The sequence below is a fragment of the Campylobacter sp. RM5004 genome, from assembly GCF_022369455.1.
Lineage (GTDB): Bacteria > Campylobacterota > Campylobacteria > Campylobacterales > Campylobacteraceae > Campylobacter_E.
The window spans coordinates 799,530-822,761 of the sequence record NZ_CP059599.1 but is presented as its reverse complement, the minus strand read 5'-3'; the positions used below and the strand labels follow the sequence as shown (position 1 = coordinate 822,761).

The following is a 23,232-nucleotide window of genomic DNA, read 5'->3' as shown; positions in this document are numbered from 1 at the left end:
TATATTAAAAAAGAAAATAAAAATCATAATCAAAACATATTTTTTAAAACAACGAAGTGATTGTAACCATGAGTAACATTTTTTATAAAATTTCTTGAAAATTTATAAAAATTATATTTTTATAACTAAAATAACGGCTTTAATTTATTTTAAGGAGTAATGATGAAAAAATGGAGCGAGTTTGACAATCGTTGGATGTTTTCATTATTTGGCACTGCAGTAGGTGCTGGGATATTATTCTTACCTATTCGTGCAGGAACGGGTGGCTTTTGGCCTATTGTTTTAATGTGTGTTTTAATTTTTCCGATGACTTATTTATCACATTTATTTCTATCATATTTCGTAGGTTCTACTAAAGGTGGAGATATTACTGATGCTGTGAATAAATACTTTGGTAAAGAAGTTGGAATTGTGATTACATTTTTATACTTTTTTGCAATTTATCCTATTTGTCTTGCTTATGGGGTTGGTATTACAAACACAATAAGCTCATTTATGGTAAATCAATTAGGCTTAGCTGAGCCAAATCGCTTAATCTTAGCTATTATTTTAATTACTATTATGATGGCTGTAATGTTTACTAATGAAAATTTAGTAACTAAAGTATGTGAGTGGCTTGTTTATCCATTATGCTTAATATTATTTTTATTCTCACTTTATTTAATACCACACTGGAAATTAGGAGTTTTAGGTGAAGTTCCAAGTATTAAAGAATTTATTACTACAATATGGCTTACTTTACCTGTGCTTGTATTTAGTTTCAATCACTCTCCTGCAATTTCAACTTTTAGCTTAAATACTTATAATGAGTATAAAGAAAACTCAGACGCAAAAAGAAAGCAAATATTATTTAATAACGCTACACTTTTATTAGTATTTGTTATGTTTTTTGTATTTTCTTGTATTTTATGCCTTGATAAAAGTGAGTTTGCTATTGCAAGAGATGCAAATATTCCAATTCTTAGCTATTTTGCTAATAAATTTGAAGGAAATATTATAAGCTATGGTGCTCCTGCTGTTGCGTTTTTGGCGATTTTAACTAGCTTTTTTGGACACTATTTTGGTGCTAGAGAAGGCTTAAACGGACTTATTAAAAAAGTAAGCGGAAAAGAAGTTAGTAAAAACAATGCCTTTACAACTATATTTATGTATGTAACTATGATAATAGTTGCATTTTACAATCCTAGTATTTTAGGATTTATAGAAGATTTGGGCGGTCCTATTATTGCTGTTATATTATTTTTAATGCCTGTATATGCGATATACAAAATTCCTGAGCTTAGAACTTACAAAAATGGTGCGGCTTGTTATTTCGTAGCTATTATGGGAATTATCACAATTACTAGCGTAGTTTATAAGATGATATCATGAGTAATTTAAGTATTTTTAAAATCGGCATAGGACCATCAAGCTCGCACACGGTTGGACCTTTTGTAGCAGGAAATGAGTTTTTAAAAGATTTAAATTTAGATGAAATTACAAGAATTAAAGTTACTTTATTTGGCTCTTTATCACTTACTGGTAAAGGGCATTTAAGCGATATTGCTGTGGTTTTAGGTCTAAGTGGCTTAAACGTAAAGACAATTAGCGCAAAGCAAAAGCAAGAAGTTTTATTAAGATTAAATGAGCGAAAGCTTTTATTAGGCGGAGTAAAAGAGATTGATTTTAATGAAAATAGCGATATTGTATTTTCTAATGAGTTTAAACAATATCACGAAAACGCCCTAACAATAGAAGCATTTGCTAATAATACTTGCATTAAGGCTAAGACTTATTATTCAGTTGGCGGTGGATTTATTAAAAATGAAGATGAAATCAAATGCCAAAGCAATAGCTCAGATGAAAAAAATTATGATTATTCTTTTGATAGTGCTACAGAACTTTTGTGGCTATGTAATAAATATAATAAAAATATAGCCGAAATTGCAATGCTTTATGAACTTAACTTTAATAGCGAAGAATATATAAATAATTATTGCAAAGAGATTTACGAAGCTATGCATGATAGCTTTATAGCAGGTGCTAATTCAAATGAATTAATTTTACCTGGACCAATCAAGCTTAAAAGAAGAGCTCCTGCACTTGCAAAAAAACTTGCATTATTAGGAGATAAACACTTAAATCGTAAAGGTGATTTAGATTTTATTGATTATTTTAGCCTTTATGCTATGAGTGTTTCAGAAGAAAATGCAGCAGGTAATCGTGTAGTAACTGCTCCAACAAATGGAGCTTGTGCTGTTGTTCCTGCTGTGCTTTTATACTTAAAAGAACATGTAAAAAGTATGAGTGAAAAGGACATTAGAGACTTTTTATTAGTATCGATGGCAATAGGTTCATTATTTAAGAAAAACGCAAGTATTAGTGGAGCTGAAGCTGGTTGTCAAGCAGAAATTGGCTCAGCATCTTCAATGGCGGCAGCTTCGTTTGCATTTAGCATGGGTGCAAGTCCGATTGATTGTTGCTCTGCAGCTGAGATTGCAATGGAGCATCATTTAGGGCTTACTTGCGATCCTGTTGCAGGACTTGTGCAAATACCTTGCATTGAGCGTAATGTATTCGGAGCTATAAAAGCTGTAAGCGCAGCAAAAATGGCTATGGATAGAGAGAGTGCTCCTAGCGTTGGGCTTGATGAAGTAATTAAAACTATGTATGAAACAGGCAAGGATATGGATACAAGATACAAAGAAACAAGCCTTGCAGGATTAGCTACAAATTATAAGAAATTTTGCTAATTTTTATTTAGAATTTGAATTAGGATTTTTAATTTCCTAATTCAAATTCCCTTGATTTTTAAGTATTAAAATCTAAAGAATTACGAAATAGGAATTAAGACCTATTCACTGCATTCATCTAGCAAATATGCAATGTGTTGCCATGAAATGTTAGTGGCATCACTAAGCCCTACTTCGCAAGTGCTTGAGCTTGAAAACCCTCTTTTAATATTTGTATTTGCATAAAATTTCTTAAAATTATTTGTCGCACTTATATTTAATTTTGGAGTTAAAAAGCCTTTATATCCTGCAAAGCCACAGCAATATGTATCATTATCAAGAACTACATTTTTAGCACACATTTTTGCAAGTTCTATTAAGCTATTTTCAATATGCATTTTTCTAGCAGCACACATTATATAAAGCCCTATTACCTCATCAATTTGTTTAATCTTAAGCCTTGGAGCAATAACCTTATATAAATAATCAGCCAAATCATAAACTTTATGATTTTTAAGCATTTTTGCTGAACATGCACTATGATCAATTACGATATCAGCATTTGCATTTGCTATAAATTCGCTAAGTTTTGCTTCATTTTTACTTTGAATATCTGCATAATTTTCATAAGCTTTACCACAGCATAAGTCGTTTGGAGCATAGATTATTCCAATTCCAGCTTTTTTGCATAAGCTTTCAAATACTTCTTGTAAGGCTCTTTTATCACTCATCTTAGCATTTGGCTTAAAGGCTTTATTTAAGCAACTTGTAAAATAAATAACATTTTCTTTTTGCGTATTGCTTTTATAATTATAATCATTTGCAAGTGGCAAATAATTTCTACTTTGTGGCATAGAAAATGTCGCTAATACATTGTTTAGTTTAAAATTATCAAATTTATTTGCTATTTTTAGTGATGATTTTGCAAGTTTTAAAGTTCTTTGATGATTGTTATAAGCTAAATTACCAATGATTTTTGAAATAGCACCTTGACTAGCTTTTCTATAATTTAAGCTAAAATCAGCAAAATTTATCCCTAAAGGACAAACCATAGAGCAAACCCCACAGGCTGCACAGCTAGTATCTACATAAAAATTATAAAGCTTTTTCATCTCTTTTAATTTTTGTCTGCTATCGGTATCGTTTAAACTTTCTAAGCTTTTCATTTCTTTAAGCACTGCAATTCTTTGTCTTGGGCTTAAAGTAAATTCATTTGAAGGACAAAATCTTTCGCAAAATCCGCATTCCATACATAAATTTAGAGCTTCATCAACTAAGCTTGGATTTTTTATATTCTTTTTATAAATATCTTTATCTTTTGTAATGATTACATCAGGATTAAAGATATTATCTTTATCAAAAATCTCTTTTATTTTGCAATTAATCTCATAAGCTTTTTTGCCCCACTCAACTTCTACAAACGGAGCAACCATTCTTCCTGTTCCATGCTCTGCTTTAATACTTCCACCATAGCTTGCTACTACGATTGACATCTTTTCAACTAATTTTGCAAAATTATCAAATTCAGTTTTATCATTTAAATTAGGCGTAATAATAAAGTGAATATTTCCAGCTAGCGCATGACCGAATATTATTCCATCAAAGCCAAATTCTAAAAATAAATTCTGAATTTCTTTAATACCCTTTGCTAAATCTTTTACTTCAAAGCAAACATCTTCAGTAATTACCGTTGCATTTGGCTCTCTTTTACTTGCTGCAATAGGTAAAAGTGCTTTTCTAATCTTCCACCATAAATCATATTCATTTTTATCTTTAGAAAAATAAGATTTATAAGTCTTGTTTGAAAGCTCTTTAATCTTTTTTATATTTTCATCTAAGATATTTTCTTTATCACTTTCAGTTTGAATTAAAACACAGGTATAACCTTGCTTAATATCACTTAAAAGCTCTTTTAATTCATCATAGCTACTTGCTGCATTTAAACTTGCATAATCCATAATCTCAGCCGAGTTTATAAAATCGCATTTTGCAAATTCACTAATAGTATTTGCTGCATCTTCTATATTTAGGAAAAATAATAAAGCACAGGCTTTGTAAGGTAAATCATCAATAGTTCTTAACCTTGCTTTGCTGACAAAACCTAAAGTCCCTTCACTTCCTATAAATAAATGAGCTAAAATATCTATTTCATCATCATAATCAACAAAGGCATTTAATGAATATCCTGTGGTATTTTTTATCTTAAACTTACGCTTTATAAGATTATTTAATTCAGCATCATTTCTAATTTGATTTTTAAGCTCTTTTAATTCATTTAATAATTTTGCATGAGATTTTTTAAAATCACTCACACTTTTAGCATCGGCTGTATCTAAAATAGTGCCATCATTTAAAATCACTCTAATACTATTTAAAGTCTTATAAGAATTATCCTTTGTACCACAGCACATACCACTTGAGTTGTTATTGATTATTCCGCCTATTAAAGCTGAATTAATTGTAGCTGGATCAGGTCCGATTTTTTTAAAAAGTTTGCTTAAAGCCGTATTTGCATGAACGCCGACAACCCCACAGCCAAGTGTGATTTCATCTGCATTTTTGCTTACATTTATTTCTTTAAAAGCATATTTAATAACAACCAAAACACTATCAGTAGAACTTTGACCGCTAAGACTTGTGCCAGCTGCACGAAAATTTAGCGGAGTTTTATATAGATTTGCTAAGCGAATGATTTCTTTAATCTCTGCTTCACTCTTAGCAATTACTACGATTTTTGGAACATATTTATAACAAGACGCATCAACCCCATAAGCAAAACATCTAAGATAATCATTAAAAATCCTATCTTTAAAAATATACTTTGCTTCATTAAAAAACATTTCATAATTATTCACAACTTCCTCCTAAATAAAGTTAGTGTTATAATAAAATAATTTATTTAAAAGAAAGGAAAAATTATGCTTACATCTTTTATTATTTTAGCAATAATTTTATCTATTGCTATTGGTTATATAACAAAGCTAAATATAGGTATATTTGCAATGATTTTTGCATATATCATAGGTGCATTTTTTATGGATTTAAAACCTAAAGAAATCATTGCATTTTGGCCTATTTCTATATTTTTTGTTATATTTGCAGTTTCGCTGTTTTATAACTTCGCAAGTGTAAATGGAACACTAGAAAAACTAGCAGCATTTCTAATCAAAAAATTTGAAAATTATCCTTATTTTTTACCTTATGCTATATTTTTAGTATCTGCATTAATTGCTGCTATGGGTGCTGGATTTTACAGCGTGCTAGCGTTTATGGCTCCTATTACATTTTTACTATGTGAAAAAACAGGGCTTGATAGAGTTGGCGGGGCAATGGCGATTAACTATGGAGCTTTAGGCGGAGCAAATTTTCCAACTTCACAAAGCGGAATAATATTTCGTGGTTTGATGCAAAATGCTGGGATTAGTCAAGAAGTAGCGTTTAATGATGCGTTTGTGATATTTTTATTTACATTTATTTTGCCTATTTTTGTGATTACATTTTTTGTTTTAAAAGCTAAGAAAAACAATGTAAAAATAAACCTTTTAGATGAAGTAATAACCTTTGATAAAAAACAAAAAACAACACTTATTTTAATGGTTTTAATGATGTGTTTGGTGCTTGTTTTTCCACTACTTCACATAGCTTTTCCAAATGCTAAAACAATAAGTTTTATAAACTCAAAAATAGATATAGGACTAATTGCAATCATTTTTGTAGCTATATCTTTGCTTTTAAAATTAGGTGATGAAAAAAAGGTGGTAGCTCTCATTCCTTGGGGAACTTTGATTATGATTTGCGGAGTTGGGATATTAGTAAGTATTGCTACAAAAGCTGGAGTTATAAATCAATTATCAGGCTTTGTAGAAACTAATGTGCCTAAAATTATTATTCCTATAATGATGATGATAATAGCTACTATTATGTCGCTATTTTCTAGCACATTAGGTGTGGTTACTCCTGCACTTTTCCCACTTGTGCCTACTTTAAGTCTTGCTAGTGGATTTAGTGAAGTTGTGCTTTTTACTTGTATAGTAATTGGAGCTCAAGCAAGTGCAATTTCTCCATTTAGCTCTGGCGGCTCACTTGTGCTTGGTGCTATTTCAAACGAGCATAAAGATAGCTTGTTTAAAGGCTTGATTGTTAAGGCTATACCTATTGGTTTTGTTGCAGCGATTATTGCTGGAATTGTTGTTATGAATATTTTTTAAGGAGGAATTATGTATATAGATACTCATGCTCATATTTTTAGAGCGAACGAAAGTGCTGCTAAAGTAGTTAGATATGTGCCAAATTATGACGCAAGTGCTAAAGAATACTTAGCTAATTTAAAGGCTTTTAATTTTTCTTATGGGGTTTTAATCCAGCCTAGTTTTTTAGGTGTTGATAATTCTTATTTATTAAATGCACTTGAAAATGATAACCTAAGAGGTGTTGTGGTGATAAACCCAAACAATATGAATGATTTAATGCATGAAAAAGTTTGCGGACTAAGGCTTAATCTAATAGGAAAAGATAAGCCTGATTTTAATGATTATAAAGATGTTTTAGCGTATTTAAAAGAAAGCAAAAAACATATAGAATTACATAAAGAGCTAGATAAATTACTCTTAGTTATTGAAGATTTAGCTAAATATGATGTAAAAATTATGATAGACCATCTTGCAAGACCTAGCAAAGATACATTTAAATTATTAGATGAGTTTAGCAACTTCAAAGATTTAGATATTTATTTTAAGGTAAGTGGTTTTTATAGATTAGATGATGATTTGGCGTTTAGCAAAGATGTTTTTGATAAATTAAAAGATATATTTAGTATAAAACGCTTTGTTTATGGAAGCGATTGGCCACATACAAACTATGAAAACTTAATAAACTACGAAAAAGCTTTTAATGATTTTTGTTTTGTTGCAGGCGAACATAAAGACATTATCTTAAAAGATAACGCTAAAGAACTCTTTTTTATTTAAACAAGCTTAGGAATTTCGTTTTGAAATTCCTATTTCAAATTCTTTAAAAAATTATTTAAATTAAGCACAAAATACTTTTATAATTTAAGTTAAAGTTAAGAATGGGGGGGGGTATAATGCTTTTTTTAATTTTTTAAAAGGAGTTCTTATGTCTTATGTAGAACAGGTTTTAGGCGCAGATGAGAGCGTTGTTATGAAGGCAAAGGTTAGTATTTTTGCTTTTTTAGGTGATTTTTTTGCTATTTTAGTTTTAGCGATTTTAAGTGTTAGTATTCATCCTTTTATTGCTATATTTATCATCTTTCTTTTACTTCGTATGTTTGTAATTATTACAACAACAGAACTTGCTTTAACAAATAAAAAAGTTATAGCAAAATTTGGCTTTATTAGAAGAGATACAATAGAACTAAGATTAGAAAAAATAGAAAGCATTAGAGTTGGTCAAGGAATTCTTGGTAGGATTTTTAATTACGGCACAATATTTATAAATGGTGCTGGTTCATCTGCTCCAATTCCATTTATCGGAGCACCGATTAATTTTAAAAGAAGTGTAGATGAATACATAGAAAATAAATTATCAAAATAAGCCCTATTTCTAGGGCTATTTTTTAAAACGAATATCTTAAAGTTCCGTTTATATTGTAGTTTGTATTATACTTACCACTAAATGTTTTTTCAGCATCTAAGCTAAACTTAGTATTATTTCCTAAGTTAAAATTAGCTCCTACACTAGCAAATCCACGACTATCTTTAAAGCCTTTTTCAACTCTTTTTGTTACGCCATCACTTAGTGTTATAGTAGGAGTTTTGTTTAAATCAAATGCCCCACCAACGCTAGCTCTTAAACCAAAGCTATCATTAATATTTGCACCAGCACTTAAAGCAACTTTAGCTGCACTCATAAACTTACCTTCGCTTTTTAAAGTAACTTTATCATTACCTTTTAGATTAGCCATAGGAATATAGCCAACGATTAGCTCAGCACTAGGCTCAAGATAAAAATCACTTCCCATTCTATATCCAGCTTCAATACTTCCTAAGAAACCACTTCCGCTGTCTTTTAAATCGCCTAACCATACATTATCTTTAAATGTAGATTTATGATGAGTATATTTTGCAGTTGCATCAATATATAAGCCATCATTTCCAACTAAACTAACATAAGCACCAAAGCCGTGATTTTTAACCTTTGAATCACTTGAATTGCTTGTATTTTGACCTATATTTGCCATTACACCTGTATAAAGTTCGCCGTAATTTGTGCTAGTTTGTTTATCTGCACCAAATTGCACTTCATAATACTTAATCTTAGCATTATCAATCTTGCCAACTCCACCGAAATTCCTAATCCAAATTCCAGCGTTTTTGCCATTATTATTTCTTAGTTCTCCCATTCTTTTGTTTAGATTATTCCATTCGCTAACATAAGAATAATAAGTTTGATTTAGCATATTTTTTGCATCTTTTAATGCCTTTGTATTAGCACCCTTTAAAGTAAGCTCAATTTCATTGCCATTTGTTGAAGCGTTTTCTACTTTTACAGCTTCTTCAATTGCTGCGTTTTTAATGTCTGTTTGTGCTTCTTCAATTGCTTTATCAAGGCTTGCTTCATTTGCTACAATCTTGCTTGTATCATTTGCAGTATTGTTTGCCTTTGCCATTACCTCATCACTTGCAGTTCCTTTTGCAACATCACTTGCATTTTGAGCAATTGCTCCTACGCTTGAACTTGCATTATCTAAGATACTCTTATCAGCACCACTTTTGCTATCAGCACTAAAATTATCACTTGTCTTACTAGCATCAGCCCTGCTTGCAACTGCATTAACAGGATTTGCTACTACTGAATAATAAATATAATCGCCATCAGTTTGCTTTAATGTCCCGCTTAAGATATTTTTCTTATCTAGTGAATATACACTTAGCCCATCATAAACACCGATTTTTGTTACGAAATTTTCAGCGTTTGCTGTGCCAGCTCCAACCTTTAATAAAGCTAATGGTAGGTTTGCTAGATTAGTTGCATCGGCTTTGCCATTATTTACACTTAAACCAAGCAATCCTATTTCGTTATTTGCTCCACTTGTGCTATTTCTTGCAATCATTGTGCCAAGGAATGTATTATTTGTGCCACCCATAATAAATGTATTATTGCTTGCATTTAAATCATTTGCTAAGATTCTACCTGTAATCTTAGAGCCGTTTGCATTTAGCTTATCTGCTTTTATATCGCCAAATACAATAGCGTTATTTAGATTAATGCTTGAACCTTTTGAGATAGGGTCTTTATAAAAATTAGCAGCACTTACACCGCTTGCCATTACACCAGTAGTTAAATCATCGCTAATATTAGCATTACCTATAACTTGACCTTTAATAGCTGAACTAGTAATGTTTATATTTTTTGCTTGTAAAAGTGTAGTATTAGCACTCTTATCTAATTTATAAGCACTCTCAATTCCTATTAAGCTTAGATTATTTGAAGCTGCGATATTAGCGTTATAGCTAATCTCTCCGTGATACTCTCCTGCTTCTTTATCTAGCCTTTCTACATCTTCAACAATTCCGCTTAAGCTTAGGTTTTTGGTTTTAACATCTTTATCAAACACTGAGCTAACAGCATTTATTGAGCCATAGTTTATAACGCTTTCACCAAATAATGCTTTATTTGCATTTACATTAAACTCTGCGTCTTTTTTATTTGTTCCGTGTGTAAGATTATCAATAACTGCATTTTTAAGAGTAATTGTTTTAGAGCTTGTAGCTTTATCGTTTACTATGATTCCTTCTGCATAAGTATTTGTTAGGCTTATATTTCCATCATTTACATTGATATTTTTAAATCTTGACATTGTATTAATTGCATCATCATCTTCAATATAATTAAATGCAGGATTTAAACCACTTTTATCAGCTTTATCGGTCAATAAATTTCCTAAAGCATTTAAATCACCCTTAGCAATATTTACATCACTTGCAAATTCTGTGTTATTAGCATTTAAATTACCTTCTGTAATATAAACACCACCTGTATTTTCAAAACTACTAACAATAGTATTTATATCGCCTTTAGCAACCCTAACAACCCCAGTTCCTTTCATTTCAAAACCAGTTGTATCAATACCGCCATTAGCTATCAAATCTCCTGATATTAAGTCTTCACTATCTACATATTTTAAAGCGTCTTTATAAAATGTTGTGCTATCTATTTCTGTATGATTGTTTGAAGTCGCTGCTTTAATAAGTGGTAAGAAATTTTCTTCATTTCCCATTATCTCATCAAGTTTCTTCATATCTTCAGCACTTGCTATTTTTTCACTATTTAAAAGACTTGCGAAATGCTTATTCGCTAATTCTTTTTGATGAGCTCCACTTATGAATTTTCCTTCTGTTTCTACATTACCATTTATTTTTGTTCCATAAATTTCTATATCGCCTTTACTCTTAACTCCGTTTTGAATGTCCGAAAGAATAAATCTAGCTTTGCCGTTTTGATTATCAATAGCACCTTGAAAAGTCGTGTTAAAGCCATAGAATGAATTATTTGCACTTGCTTTAGTATTTGCTGTAACTTTACCGCCGATTACAGCTGTTTCAAATTTAGCTAAATTAAAGCTTGTTATATCTCCACCATATAAATCACTTGTTTGTTTTCCATGTGGAATACTAGGCTCTCTTGCTATAAGTGGCTTATCATTTCCAACTGGTGTTCCCATTACATATAAATCTTTAGCACTTACGCTACCATTTACATCAGCATCAAGTAAAATCACATCTCCATTTCCACTAATAGCTACACCACTACTACTTTCAATAGCACCTTCATCTAAAACAAATAAATCATTATTCTCAATTGTAGTTCCTAAAGATTTAATCTCTATATTTGATACATGCAAACCACTATTGTTTGTAATTTTTTTACCTTCTGCAAGATCTACTTGAATTCCATCAATCAAACCATTGATTTTGTAGTTTTTATTTAAACTTAAAAGTTTTTTAAAAAAACCTACTTTTTCTTCTGTAAATTGTGGGTCAATTAAGGCTTGATTAAAATCAACTAAGCTTTTATTATTTGTAAAACCACCTGTTAAAACATGTTCTTTATGAACGCCACCACCTTCATGGTCTAATAAAAACGCTCCATTATTTACAATATCACCTGTAATTTTTTTAAGACCCATGTCTTCTTGAAAAGTTGCTTTTCCGTAGTTTTTAATAGTAATATTTTCAGTAATATCACTTGTAATTTTGTAGTAGTCTTTCTCAGCTTCTGCGTGAGTAGCTTTGTTTAACTCTAAAGCGTTTAAGCTAGTGCTTAAGATTAATGCACTTGCAACTAATGAGAGCTTAAATACCCCCCCCGTTTTGTGTCTTACCATGACATCTCCTTAAAATAAATTTTTGCTTAAAGCAAGGCTTAATCTTAGTAAATAGTTTTTTAAAATTTGCTTAAAATTTATCGCAAATATTTAATTCAATTTCTATTTTTTTTTTTTTTTTTTTTTGATAAAGTTTATTGATTTTCAAAGAATTTGAAATAGGAATTTAAAATGAATTATGATTAAATCTAATATTTTATTTTTTAAATGAATTGCTATGATTTGCTATGCTAACGCAAGTTAAAATTAATATGTTTTTATCTTTCTTATAAACTAATACCAAATCGCTTTTTATATGACAATCTCTAAAACCTTTAAGGCTTCCTTGTAATGCATGGTCTTTATATTTTTCTTCTAAAACCTCATCATTTGCTAATCTTAAAATAATTTTATTAGTCAATTCTTTATCTATTTTGTTTAGTTTTTTAAAAGCTGTTTTATATGCTTTTGTTTCTTTTACAAGATATTTTACCATTTCATACTTTCTTCAATAAATTTTTCAGCTTCTAAATATTCAACTTCGCCACGCAAATAAGCTTGTTCTAATTCATTAGCCTCTTTTAGAGCTTCTAAAAACTCATCACTTTTATAAAATTCAGCTAAATTACTTTTTTGTTTTTGTATTTTAATAGGCTCATTAAAAGCTTTTGCTAATTGTTTTACAGCTTTTAAAAAATGTGGGTTATCGTTTATTTTAATTGTTACTTCCATGTAATCTCCTTTGTAAAACATTATAAATAAACCAACTTAACGTAACTTTTAAATTAAAAGAATTTAAAATAGGAATTTGGTTTAAATTCCTAATTCAAATTCCACAAATTTTAAGCTCTTATGTGTCCGTCGCCTATGATTTTGTATTTTGTAGTAGTTAGTTCTTTAAGTCCCATTGGACCTCTTGCATGAAGCTTTTGTGTGCTAATACCAATTTCTGCTGCATAGCCAAACTCCGCACCATCGCTAAATCTAGTGCTTGCATTTACATAAATACAAGCTGAGTCTAACTCATCTAAAAACTTATTAATATTAGTAAAATCTTCTGAAATGATTGCTTCTGAATGATTTGTGCTGTATTTTTGAATGTGAGATATAGCTTCATCTACATTGCTTACTATTTTTATCGCTAGGATTAAATCCTCAAATTCATCTTCGTAATCTTCTTTGCTTGCTTTAACAAATCTAGTTAAATATTTGCAAGATTTTTCGCAAGCTCTTAGCTCAACATCACTTAAACGCTCTTGCACTAAAGGTAGCAAAATTTTTGCAATATCTTCGTGAATTAATAAAGTTTCTACGCTATTGCATACCCCTGGTCTTTGTCTTTTTGCATTATCAATGATTTTTAAAGCATTTTCTAATTTTGCATTATAATCAACATAAATATGACAATTTCCAACTCCTGTTTGAATACAAGCAATGGTGCTATTATTCTTAACTTCATTAATTAAACTAGCACTTCCTCTAGGAATTACTACATCTATGTAATTATTCATTTTTAATAGACTTTTTACTAATTCTTTGTTTGTATCGCTTATGATTTGAACAAAATTTTCATCTAAATTAAAGCGTTTTAATACTTTTTTAAAAATTGAAACTAAAAATAAATTAGTGTTAAGTGCTTCTTTTCCACCCCTTAAAATAACTACATTAGAACTTTTAAAACATAAAGCAAAAGCATCTACACAAACATTAGGGCGAGATTCAAAAATAATTGCAACAACCCCTAAAGGCACTCTAACTTGCTCTAATTTAAGATTATTTTCTAAAGTTTTACCAAATACTACTTGATTAATCACATCATCTAATAATGCAACATTTCTTAAAGTATTTGCCATATTTTCTATTCTGCTTTCATTTAATCTAAGCCTATCAACGAAAGCGCTTTTTAGATTAATATTTTCGTTTATATCTTTTAAATTAGCTTTTAAAAGCTCATCTTTATTTGCTAAAAGCTCATTCGCACATTCGTTTAATACTTCGTTTTTAAGCTTTGTGCTAAGTTTTATAATCTTTGTTTTAGCAAGTTTTGCATTATTTCCTAAAATTTCTAGCATTTTTCTTCCTTATCCAAAAATCGTTCCTATATCAGCTCCTGCTAAAACTTCTGTTATATTCATAGGATTATCTCCGTTTAATATAGCCATTTTAATACCAGCTTTAGCACAAACTAAACCAGCTTGAAGTTTAGTCTTCATTCCGCCTACACTAAACTCACTGCCTTTATCTTCTCCCATATTCATGATTTTATCTGTTATTTTTTCTACATAAGCAATTCTTTTTGCGTTAGGATTGTTTTTAGGGTTTGCTGTATAAAAAGCATCAATATCGCTTAAAATCATAAGCAAATCAGCACCACTAAGCACTGCAACACTAGCTGATAAACTATCATTATCGCTAAATTCAATCTCATAAGTTGAAATAGTATCGTTTGCATTAATTATGGGGATAATTTCATATTTTAATAAAGTATTTAAAGTATTTTGGGTATTTATCTTTCTTTGTTCTATTTCAAAATCATCTTTTGTTAATAAAATTTGAGCAACAAAACAACCAAAAGTTGAAAATGCGTTTTGATAAATATGCATAAGTTCAGCTTGTCCTATTGCTGCTGCTGCTTGTTTTTCTTTCGTTTCTTTAGGTCTTTGTTTAAAGCCTAATTTCTTTGAACCTACTCCGATTGCTCCTGAAGTAACCAAAATCACATCTTTGCCTTGATTTTTCAAATCAGTTAAAACCCATGCTAATTTGCTAATTAAACCAAGGTTTAGATTACCGTTTTCGTAAGTTAGAGTTGATGTGCCTACTTTAATTACGATTCTTTTGCTATTTTTTAAATTGTTTTTCATAATAATCCCCTTATTTTTTAGGAATATTAAAGATTTACAATTAACACTCGTAAAAGAATTTAGATTAGGAATTACTTTCCTAATCTAAATGATAAACTTCTTTCATATTTAGCCATTTTTGACCTGCATAGCCAAGTGATATTTGGCATGGATCAGTGCAAGCCCACCACTTACGAGTGTTCTCATCTGCTGCCATTTTTGCCATATCAGCATCAAAATCAGTTCCTACATACTCAAAATATGCGAATAAATACTCGCCAAAATTATAAATTGAATAATTACGAATATTGCAAGCTTTTATCATCTCATTTACGCCTGGCATAGGGTTTGCGTGAAGTCTTTCGTATTCAGCTAATTTTTCTGGAATAACTTTGATAATTTGTCCAAATCTTTGCATTAAATCTCCTTTGTTTTATAAATTTCTTTTGCATTTAAATAAAAAATCTTTTCTTTTAAATCATCGCTTTTAAAATGACTATCAATTATTCTAATCCACTCATTTGGTTTTAGCTCACTTACAGGATAATTTGAGCCAAAGCAAATTCTATCTTCGCCAAAAATATTAAAAGCCATATCAAGTAATTTTGAATAATCTTTACCTAAAACAAAATCATCTTGGCATGATAATTTCATATAAGCATTTTCTTTTTTAGCAATTTGTTTTAAGGTATCTTTGCCACTAAAATCCTTAATATTTGCAAAATGATTAAAGATAATTCCTGTTTTAAATTCCTTAATAATTTTATTAAAATTACTTAGTTCGTTTTCGTTTATGCAAACTTCAAATAATAAATCATTTGCATTTACTAAATTAATCGTCTTTTTAAACTCACTACCTAAACAATATCCGCTTTGCTTTGTATGTAAAACTTCTCTAAAGCTATTTGCTCCTATTGTAGCAAGACATAAAGCAAGTAATTTTTGATGTTTAAAGCTAAGCATTTTATCACTTTCTGCTTTTGGCTCATCTGCGTTTATTTCCACATAAACACCGCCTAAAAAATCACATTCACTAAATTCAGTTAAGTATTCAAGAAAAGTAAAATCACGCCTTAGTCTAGCTGGGGCATTTTGCACCCAACTAGCGTCATTTTGTTGCCATATATGAAAGTGTGTATCAATTACTTTCATGATTTTTTAGTCCATAAAAAGCTATATAATGCTACATATAAAAAGCAAGGAGCTAAAGCTAAAAATCCTGCACCTGTGCCATAACTATCATTTATAGCTCCCATAATTGTAGGCATTATTGCACCACCACAAATACTCATTACTAAAATTGAGCCACCAAGTTTTACTTGATTTAGTGGTAAATCTTTTGTAGCAACTGCAAAAATAGTAGGAAAGCTAATACTCATAAAGAAAAACACTAAAATTAAAGCATAAACACTAATCATTCCATCAGCTACATATAAATAAAAGCATAATGCAACATTTATAAGCGAATAAATACCTAAAATGCTCTCGCCTTTCATTACTTTCATAAGTGGAGTTGTAACAATTCTTCCTATCATAAATGCTACAAGTGCAGCTGAGAAGAAATACGCAGATTTTTCATCACTTAAAGCAGCATCGCCAAGGTTTGCTGTATGCTCTACTGCATAGTTTATAAAGAATGCTCCTGCTCCAACTTGAGCTGCAACATATAAAAATTGAGCTAATACTCCTAAATTAAAATGCTTATGTTTAAATACATCACTTGCTTTTGAATTGTCTTTAACACGAGCTTCGCCACTTACTTCGCTACCTTCTGGAATTTTATTAAATACGAATGCAAGTAAGATTAAAAATACTATTAAAGCAATTCCTACATAAACCATTTGAACGTTAAACATATTTTCAAGTAATGCTTGTTCTTTTTCAGCTGCTGTTGCGTTTTCTCCACTATGTGTGATTGATAAGAATAAGCTACCACCAATAATAGGTCCAACAAATTGTCCAAAACCATTAAAGCTTTGAGCTGCATTAATTCTAAATGAAGCGTTTTTCTCATCGCCTAACTTTGTCATATAAGGGTTTGCGTTAGTCTCAAGCGCACCAAGTCCGCAAGCAAGAACAAAGAATGCAAATAAGAACATATTAAAACTAGCCATATTTGTAGCTGGAATTATCAGTAAGCAACCAATTGCATAAAGTGCAAGTCCTGTAATAATTCCTATCTTATAAGAAAATCTTGAAGCAATCCAGCCAGCTGGAAGTGCCATCACAAAATACGCTCCAAAATAAGCCATTTGTAAAAGACCACTATTTTGTTGAGTAATTCCTAAATGGTTTTGAAAGTTTTTATTCATAACATCTACAAGTCCATAACTTACACCCCATAAGAAAAACAAAGATGTTACTAATCCTATTGCAATTTTTACATTTTTATTCATTTTTTCTCCTTTAGTTTTCCCAATTTAATGCACGATCAAGATGCATATAACCACCATCTGGCGTTAAGATTTGTCCTGTTGTATGAGATGCCCTTGGGCTTATTGTAAATACAGCAGTATCAGCGATTTCTTCGCAAGTTGTGAAACGATGTCCTAGTGGAATGAATTTTGCAATTTCTTGATATTGCTTTTCAGGGTCGGGGAAGTTTTTAATCCATTTTTCATAAAGTGGAGTCCAAACTTCAGCAGGGCAAATGCAATTTACACGAACATTATCAGGAGCAAAAGCGCAAGCCCACTCTCTTGTCATTGCTATTTGAGCGCCTTTTGCACTTGCGTATGCTGTGGTTCTTCCTTGTCCTGTGATACCTGTTTTACTTGAAATATTTAAGATACTTCCTTGCTCTTTTTTAATATAAGGAAGGCAGCATTTTGTCATTTCGTAATAATGAAATAAATTACTCTCATAACTTTTAATAAGATCCTCTGTTGTAGCACTTTCAATATGAAGATTATCATTCATACCTGCATTATTAACAAGTGCATAAATTGAGCCGTATTTAGCTACAATTTGCTCTACAACTGCACTAATTTCTTGCCATTTTGATAAATCTAATTGATAAAAGCCATAATTTGGGCAAAGTGCTTTAATCTCTGCTTCAAAATCACTATCAAGCTTAGAGCGAGATACAATAACAGGAATTGCACCTTCAGCTGCAAGGCATTTGCTAATGCCACCACCAATTCCTTTTCCGCCACCTGTAACAATTACAACTTTTCCTTTTAATCCTAAATCCATAATTTCTCCTTATTTAATATTTTTGTAAGATTTTTTTAAATGAATTAACATAAGCACACCTAAGAATGCAACCAAGCATAAAGCAATTAAACCTGCATAAGAATTATTAAATTGATTTTCTGCTAAGGTTTTTAAATTAGGTGCAACAAAGCCACCAAGATTTCCTAAAGCTCCAATTAAAGCAATTCCAGCAGCTGCACCAGTTCCTTTTAAAACTTGTGTTGGTAGATTCCAAAAAATAGGCTGAATTACAATAAAACCAACAGCAGCTAACGAAATAAATAAAATAAATAAAGCTAAAGAATTCATAAATACAGATATAAACATACATAACACTGCTAAAAATAATAATGCAATGCTAAAAGAACTCCAAGACTTTAATTTATCAGCATAACTTGTAATAATAGGTAGAGCAATTAATACTACTAGCCAAGGAATTGCGCTAATAAGCCCAACTTTTAAACCTACACTAGTTCCTAAAAAATGTGATACTTGTGTCGGTAAATAAAACAAAACCCCATAAACACTAAGCTGTATTGCAAAATAAACTAAAACAAATTTCCATACTAATAAAGAAGTTAAAGCTTTACTTGTATTACAATCTTTTTTACTTGCTTGTTCTTTTGCAAGTTCATTTAATAAAATTTGTTTTTCTTCTTCGCTTAAATACTTAGCATCTTCTGGTTTGCTAGCAAGCTTAAAAAATGCATAAACACCTACTACTACCGTAATTGCTCCTTGAATAATAAACATCCATTGCCAGTTTTTAAACCAAATGCTAGGTGCGTAATCTAAAATAGCCCCTGTAATAACGCCACCAAGCATAAGAGCTAATGGAGCTCCTAATTGATAAAAGCCATAAGCTTTTGACCTATATGCAGTAGGAAAAAAATAACTAAGATATAAAATAACTCCAGGACTAAATCCAGCTTCGCTAAGTCCTAATAAAAATCTTAGAATATAAAAACTTGTTTCATCTTTTATAAACATCATAGCCATACAAACAAGTCCCCAAGTTACCATAATTCTACTAAGCCATACTTTTGCTCCTAGTTTATGTAATAACAAATTTGATGGAACTTCAAATATTGCATAACCTATAAAAAATATCCCAGCCCCTAAAGCATAAGCACTATTGCTTATACCCGCATCAATTGCAATATAATCTTTTACATAAGCAATGTTTGATCTATCCAGCATTGCTAAGCAAAACATTAAAAGTATTAAAGGCATTATCTTTAAATACATTTTATTTACTATTTTTTCCATGTAATCCTCCTTTGATTACGACTTAACAAGTTGTTGCAAGTCTCCAAACGCTAAAATCATTTTGTTTATTGATTTCTGCTTTTGTTAATTTACCTTCGCTTATTCTTATAATTAATTCAATTAACTCATCTCTAATGTCTTCTTTACACTTATTACCATCTACGATTTCACCAGCATTTAAGTCAATTACATCAGCCATATTCTTCGCACAAAAATTATTTGTGCTTAGCTTAATCGTTGGAGTTGTAGGGCTTCCTGTTGGAGTTCCACGACCTGTTGTAAATACAACTAAATTCGCCCCACCTGCAACCATAGCACTAAGCTGTTCTATATCGTTTCCTGGAGTATCCATAAATGTAAGGCCTTTTTTAGTAACTGGCATTGCATAATCAATCACATCTACAACTTTAGTTGTCCCTGCCTTATAAACACAACCAAGGCTTTTTTCTTCAATAGTAGTAAGTCCGCCTGCTATATTTCCTGGGCTTGGATTTGCACCACGAATGTCTGAGCCGCTGTTTTTAACATTTTCTTCAAAGCCATAGATTTTTTCATATATTTTTTTCTCAACATCAGCATTAATTGCACGCCTTGCTAAGATATTTTCAGCTCCTATTAGCTCAGTTGTTTCAGCTAAAATTACAGCTCCACCATTTTCAACCACATAATCACTTAGACTTCCTAGCGATGGATTTGCACTAAGCCCACTATAAGCATCACTTCCACCACATTCAGTGCCTAAGATAATATCGCTAAAATCGCCTTCACTCAATTTGCATTTACTAGCATTTTCAAGCATTTCTTTAACTATTTTTATGCCTTCATTTGTTGTATTTGTAATACCACCTAGCTCTTGAATACTAATCGCTCTTACATCTTTATAAGGTGCTAAGCTTTTAGCTAGTTCTTTAACCGAATTTGAGCTAATAGTCTCACAACCAAGCCCTACTACAAGTGCAGCATATACATTTGGGTTTGCACAATTTCCAGCCATAAGCATTCTTGTTTGTTCTGCGTCAAAATCAAGTTGGCTACATCCGTGCTGATGAGTTACATATACAGCTTCAGGGCATGCTTTGGCAATATTTTCTACAACCTTATTAGCGCATACAACGCTTGGAATTATTAAGACTTTATTTCTTAAGCCAAACTTGCCATCTTCTCTTCTATAACCTTTCAAAACTACTTTTTCGTGTTTTGAATCTTGTGCGTTTAGATTTTTCTTGTTTGCACTCTCTTGGCTTAATTTTAAAGCATTTTCTAATTTTGAACTATCACAGCTATCGCCTCTACCACGAACGCCCTCGGTATTATTTGTATGAACCCACTCGCCTTTTTTTATATCAATACTAGCTGCTCCTATTACTTCGCCGTATTTAATGATAAAATCACCTTTTTTGATATCAGTTAAAGCGAATTTATGTCCGCTTTTAATATCATTTAGCAAAGTAACATCGCCAAAAACTTCGCCGTTTTTTAAATCACTTATTGCAGTTGCGACATTGTCTATTTCGCTAACTTTTAAAAATCTATTTTTCATAATGCACTTTCTATGTTTTTAACTAATTCTTTTGCATATTCAAATTTTTCACTAAGTGCTTTTAGAGTTTCTTCGCTTAGTGGATGAATGCTTTTATTTGCGAATGCAAAACCACGAGCTTTAAGTAAAAGTGCAAATCCCATAGGAAATGATAAACTCATTCCAAATCTAATAGCTGGCAACAATGCTTTTTGAAGTTTTATTGCTCTTTCATAATTTTTTTCATTATATGCTTTATAAATCGCACTCATAACATCAGGGAAAACACATCCTGCACTTGTCATTGAGCCTTTTGCACCCATCATTAAAGCTCCAAAATAATGCTCTTCACGACCCACAAATACATCAAAATCACTTGGCACAACATCTAAAATATGATTTAGTAATAACGCATCTCCACTGCTATCTTTCATACCTACAATATTTGGTAATTTGCTTAATTTTTCAATTAGATTTAAACTCATTGCAGGTGCAAAAAGTGGGATATTGTAAATATAAAGCGGAAGCTTTACTTTAGCTTGTAAGTCTTTTACATAAGTATAAAGCGTATCATCGTTAAACTTATAATAATACGGCATCATAAGTAAAAGCGCATCAGCTCCTTTATTATAAGCTTCGTTTGCAAGGTCTAAGCTTTCTTGGTAAATACAACTTCCTATTCCACAAATAACAGGCACTTTTTTATTAGCAGCTTTGATTGAGAGCTCTAGCATTTTTGCTTTCATCTCATAAGGCATTGCTTGTGAATCTCCTGCACTTCCGTTGCAAAACAATCCATCAAGCCCATTAGCAATGCCCCACTCACACATTTTTAAAAACTCAGCTTCATTAATACTTCCATCATCTTTATATGGTGTATATAAAGCTGGTAAAGTTCCTTTAAGTATTCCCATATTATTCTCCTTAACTTTTTGTATATACAAAAAAATTAAATTTTATTTTTTGTATTTATGAAAGATATTGCATAAAAGGTAAAAATTATTTAATTTAAATCAAAAAATCCAAATATTTTTAAAAAGTGTTACTTTTCGTATAAGTTAAATCATATTTTGTATATACGAAAAAATAAAAGAATTATATTTATGACTTAATGCAAAAAATAATTAAATTAAAGAATAAAGATTAAAAAAGTTTTGGAATTTGAATTAGGAATTTCCTAATTCAAATTCTTTTAAATTAATGCTAAAGTTTGCTTTGCTATTGATAATTCTTCGTTTGTTGGAATAACTAAAATAGGATATTTTGAATCAGCTTTTGCTATATTTCTTGCTACTTTTTCACGCTTAGCATTCTTTTCTTCATCAATACTAAAGCCAAGGTGTGCAAGTTGCTTACAAACAGCTGCTCTCATTAAATCATCGTTTTCGCCAATTCCAGCTGTAAAAATTAGAGCTTTTGCAGGAGTTACTGCAAGGTATGAGCCTATGTATTTTGCTATTCTATAACAAAACATATCAAATGCTAATTTTGCTTTCTCATCGCCGTTTTGCATATTTTCTTCAATTTCACGCATATCATTAGCACCACAAATTCCTAATAAGCCACTTTGTTTATTGCAAATTTTATCAAGTTCAGCAACGCTTAAGCCTTTATTGTATGCTAGATAAAATAAAGCTCCTGCATCAATATCACCACATCTAGTTCCCATCATTAAACCTTCAAGTGGAGTAAGCCCCATTGAAGTATCCACACATTTACCACCTTTAATAGCACTAATACTTGCACCATTTCCTAAGTGAGCTGTAATTGCATCAATATTTTGAACGCCTAAGAATTTTTCTGCTTCGCGAGTTACATACTCATGAGATGTTCCGTGAAAACCATATCTTCTAACGCCATCTTCTTCATAGTATTTATTAGCTATTGCATAGCGATATGCGATTTCTGGCATTGTTTGATGAAATGCTGTATCAAATACTGCAACGTTTTTAACACTTGGAGCAAGACTTATAATTGTTTTAATTCCTGAAATATTTGCAGGATTATGTAAAGGTGCTAATTTTACTAATTCATCTAAAGTTTTTAAGCAATTATCATCTACTAAAGTTGCTTTAATAAATTTATCTCCACCATGAACTACACGATGACCTACTGCTGCTAATTCGCTAAAATCAGTTAAAAGTCCGCTTTTTGCAAATAAATCACGAACTACTTTTAAGCCATCTTCGTGATTGTTTATGCCACCTAAATGCTCTAATTCTTTACCATCAAATTTAATTTTTGCTCTTGAATTGCTTTCACCAATTTGCTCAACCAAGCCACTTGCAACGCTATCTTCATTGAAAAATAATTGAAACTTTAGTGAGCTTGAACCTGCGTTTAAAACTAATACTTTTTTCATTTTCTTTC

19 protein-coding genes and 1 pseudogene are annotated in these 23,232 nt (G+C 30.9%); 5 read left to right on the top strand and 15 right to left on the bottom strand.

The annotated features are described in order from the left end of the window. Positions 1–162: 162 nt before the first annotated feature. Together AVANS_RS04180 and AVANS_RS04175 are read left to right on the top strand one after the other, a co-directional pair. The gene (locus AVANS_RS04180; protein ID WP_239818405.1) at positions 163–1,371 is read left to right on the top strand and encodes an aromatic amino acid transport family protein; all 1,209 of its coding nucleotides are present in this window, start codon (positions 163–165) and stop codon (positions 1,369–1,371) included. Next, complete coding sequence (locus AVANS_RS04175; RefSeq protein WP_239818404.1) at positions 1,368–2,732, top strand: L-serine ammonia-lyase; 1,365 nt, start codon at positions 1,368–1,370, stop codon at positions 2,730–2,732. Before AVANS_RS04180 ends, AVANS_RS04175 begins: the two co-directional genes overlap by 4 nt. 101 nt (positions 2,733–2,833) lie before the next feature. On the opposite strand, the gene AVANS_RS04170 is transcribed toward AVANS_RS04175, so the two are convergent. Then, positions 2,834–5,566 carry an FAD-binding and (Fe-S)-binding domain-containing protein gene (locus tag AVANS_RS04170; RefSeq protein WP_239818403.1) on the bottom strand — a complete coding sequence of 911 codons (2,733 nt, stop codon included), beginning with the start codon at positions 5,564–5,566 and terminating at the stop codon, positions 2,834–2,836. Positions 5,567–5,629: 63 nt separating this feature from the next. Here AVANS_RS04170 and AVANS_RS04165 point away from each other — a divergent pair, with 63 nt between their 5' ends. The 3 genes from AVANS_RS04165 to AVANS_RS04155 all read left to right on the top strand — a co-directional run bounded on the left by AVANS_RS04165 (position 5,630) and on the right by AVANS_RS04155 (position 8,264). After that, positions 5,630–6,919 (top strand): SLC13 family permease, encoded by a 1,290-nt coding sequence (locus AVANS_RS04165; RefSeq protein WP_239818402.1) that lies wholly within the window; start codon positions 5,630–5,632, stop codon positions 6,917–6,919. A 9-nt stretch (positions 6,920–6,928) separates the two neighbouring features. After that, on the top strand, positions 6,929–7,678 hold the full coding sequence (locus tag AVANS_RS04160; protein ID WP_239818401.1) for an amidohydrolase family protein: 750 nt from the start codon (positions 6,929–6,931) through the stop codon (positions 7,676–7,678). A 148-nt stretch (positions 7,679–7,826) separates the two neighbouring features. Continuing rightward, entirely contained in the window at positions 7,827–8,264 is a 438-nt protein-coding gene (locus tag AVANS_RS04155) for a PH domain-containing protein (RefSeq protein ID WP_239818400.1), read from the top strand. A 22-nt stretch (positions 8,265–8,286) separates the two neighbouring features. Here the strand turns inward: AVANS_RS04155 and AVANS_RS04150 are convergent, their stop codons facing one another. From AVANS_RS04150 to AVANS_RS04085, 14 genes and pseudogenes are all read right to left on the bottom strand, one after another. After that, positions 8,287–12,057 (bottom strand): autotransporter outer membrane beta-barrel domain-containing protein, encoded by a 3,771-nt coding sequence (locus AVANS_RS04150; protein ID WP_239818399.1) that lies wholly within the window; start codon positions 12,055–12,057, stop codon positions 8,287–8,289. Between the two features lie 196 nt (positions 12,058–12,253). Further along, a complete protein-coding gene (locus AVANS_RS04145; RefSeq protein WP_239818398.1) occupies positions 12,254–12,532 on the bottom strand; it encodes a type II toxin-antitoxin system YafQ family toxin in 279 nt (92 codons plus the stop codon). Beyond that, positions 12,526–12,768, bottom strand: coding sequence for a hypothetical protein (locus AVANS_RS04140; protein ID WP_239818397.1), 243 nt, complete (start codon positions 12,766–12,768; stop codon positions 12,526–12,528). The genes AVANS_RS04145 and AVANS_RS04140 overlap by 7 nt, the downstream gene beginning before the upstream one ends. 110 nt (positions 12,769–12,878) lie before the next feature. After that, positions 12,879–14,108: a glutamate-5-semialdehyde dehydrogenase gene (locus AVANS_RS04135; protein ID WP_239818396.1), complete on the bottom strand. Its 1,230-nt coding sequence runs from the start codon at positions 14,106–14,108 to the stop codon at positions 12,879–12,881. Positions 14,109–14,117: 9 nt separating this feature from the next. Next, positions 14,118–14,900: a glutamate 5-kinase gene (gene proB / locus AVANS_RS04130; protein WP_239818395.1), complete on the bottom strand. Its 783-nt coding sequence runs from the start codon at positions 14,898–14,900 to the stop codon at positions 14,118–14,120. Between the two features lie 79 nt (positions 14,901–14,979). After that, complete coding sequence (locus AVANS_RS04125; RefSeq protein ID WP_239818394.1) at positions 14,980–15,297, bottom strand: L-rhamnose mutarotase; 318 nt, start codon at positions 15,295–15,297, stop codon at positions 14,980–14,982. Then, positions 15,297–16,031, bottom strand: coding sequence for an amidohydrolase family protein (locus AVANS_RS04120; RefSeq protein ID WP_239818393.1), 735 nt, complete (start codon positions 16,029–16,031; stop codon positions 15,297–15,299). The genes AVANS_RS04125 and AVANS_RS04120 overlap by 1 nt, the downstream gene beginning before the upstream one ends. Next, a complete protein-coding gene (gene fucP, locus AVANS_RS04115; RefSeq protein WP_239818392.1) occupies positions 16,028–17,275 on the bottom strand; it encodes an L-fucose:H+ symporter permease in 1,248 nt (415 codons plus the stop codon). The genes AVANS_RS04120 and fucP overlap by 4 nt, the downstream gene beginning before the upstream one ends. A 10-nt stretch (positions 17,276–17,285) precedes the next feature. Continuing rightward, positions 17,286–18,074: an SDR family oxidoreductase gene (locus AVANS_RS04110; protein WP_239818391.1), complete on the bottom strand. Its 789-nt coding sequence runs from the start codon at positions 18,072–18,074 to the stop codon at positions 17,286–17,288. Positions 18,075–18,083: 9 nt separating this feature from the next. Next, positions 18,084–19,343, bottom strand: a complete 1,260-nt coding sequence (locus AVANS_RS04105) for an MFS transporter (RefSeq protein WP_239818390.1) — start codon at positions 19,341–19,343, stop codon at positions 18,084–18,086. 22 nt (positions 19,344–19,365) lie between these two features. Beyond that, complete coding sequence (locus AVANS_RS04100; protein ID WP_239818531.1) at positions 19,366–20,523, bottom strand: UxaA family hydrolase; 1,158 nt, start codon at positions 20,521–20,523, stop codon at positions 19,366–19,368. 102 nt (positions 20,524–20,625) lie between these two features. Beyond that, a pseudogene (locus AVANS_RS04095) lies at positions 20,626–20,883 on the bottom strand (UxaA family hydrolase); the annotation flags it as partial. Then, entirely contained in the window at positions 20,880–21,776 is an 897-nt protein-coding gene (locus AVANS_RS04090; RefSeq protein WP_239818389.1) for a dihydrodipicolinate synthase family protein, read from the bottom strand. The pseudogene AVANS_RS04095 and the gene AVANS_RS04090, both read right to left, overlap by 4 nt. 278 nt (positions 21,777–22,054) lie before the next feature. Continuing rightward, positions 22,055–23,224, bottom strand: coding sequence for an acetate kinase (locus AVANS_RS04085; protein WP_239818388.1), 1,170 nt, complete (start codon positions 23,222–23,224; stop codon positions 22,055–22,057). Positions 23,225–23,232 lie beyond the last annotated feature (8 nt).

What these genes read in the sequence shown, in the direction of transcription:
- AVANS_RS04180 (WP_239818405.1), top strand. Translation starts at nt 163, where the DNA reads ATGAAAAAATGGAGCGAGTTTGACAATCGTTGGATGTTTTCATTATTT.
- AVANS_RS04175 (WP_239818404.1), top strand. Translation starts at nt 1,368, where the DNA reads ATGAGTAATTTAAGTATTTTTAAAATCGGCATAGGACCATCAAGCTCG.
- AVANS_RS04165 (WP_239818402.1), top strand. Translation starts at nt 5,630, where the DNA reads ATGCTTACATCTTTTATTATTTTAGCAATAATTTTATCTATTGCTATT.
- AVANS_RS04160 (WP_239818401.1), top strand. Translation starts at nt 6,929, where the DNA reads ATGTATATAGATACTCATGCTCATATTTTTAGAGCGAACGAAAGTGCT.
- AVANS_RS04155 (WP_239818400.1), top strand. Translation starts at nt 7,827, where the DNA reads ATGTCTTATGTAGAACAGGTTTTAGGCGCAGATGAGAGCGTTGTTATG.
- AVANS_RS04150 (WP_239818399.1), bottom strand. Translation starts at nt 12,057, where the DNA reads ATGGTAAGACACAAAACGGGGGGGGTATTTAAGCTCTCATTAGTTGCA.
- AVANS_RS04145 (WP_239818398.1), bottom strand. Translation starts at nt 12,532, where the DNA reads ATGGTAAAATATCTTGTAAAAGAAACAAAAGCATATAAAACAGCTTTT.
- AVANS_RS04140 (WP_239818397.1), bottom strand. Translation starts at nt 12,768, where the DNA reads ATGGAAGTAACAATTAAAATAAACGATAACCCACATTTTTTAAAAGCT.
- AVANS_RS04135 (WP_239818396.1), bottom strand. Translation starts at nt 14,108, where the DNA reads ATGCTAGAAATTTTAGGAAATAATGCAAAACTTGCTAAAACAAAGATT.
- proB (WP_239818395.1), bottom strand. Translation starts at nt 14,900, where the DNA reads ATGAAAAACAATTTAAAAAATAGCAAAAGAATCGTAATTAAAGTAGGC.
- AVANS_RS04125 (WP_239818394.1), bottom strand. Translation starts at nt 15,297, where the DNA reads ATGCAAAGATTTGGACAAATTATCAAAGTTATTCCAGAAAAATTAGCT.
- AVANS_RS04120 (WP_239818393.1), bottom strand. Translation starts at nt 16,031, where the DNA reads ATGAAAGTAATTGATACACACTTTCATATATGGCAACAAAATGACGCT.
- fucP (WP_239818392.1), bottom strand. Translation starts at nt 17,275, where the DNA reads ATGAATAAAAATGTAAAAATTGCAATAGGATTAGTAACATCTTTGTTT.
- AVANS_RS04110 (WP_239818391.1), bottom strand. Translation starts at nt 18,074, where the DNA reads ATGGATTTAGGATTAAAAGGAAAAGTTGTAATTGTTACAGGTGGCGGA.
- AVANS_RS04105 (WP_239818390.1), bottom strand. Translation starts at nt 19,343, where the DNA reads ATGGAAAAAATAGTAAATAAAATGTATTTAAAGATAATGCCTTTAATA.
- AVANS_RS04090 (WP_239818389.1), bottom strand. Translation starts at nt 21,776, where the DNA reads ATGGGAATACTTAAAGGAACTTTACCAGCTTTATATACACCATATAAA.
- AVANS_RS04085 (WP_239818388.1), bottom strand. Translation starts at nt 23,224, where the DNA reads ATGAAAAAAGTATTAGTTTTAAACGCAGGTTCAAGCTCACTAAAGTTT.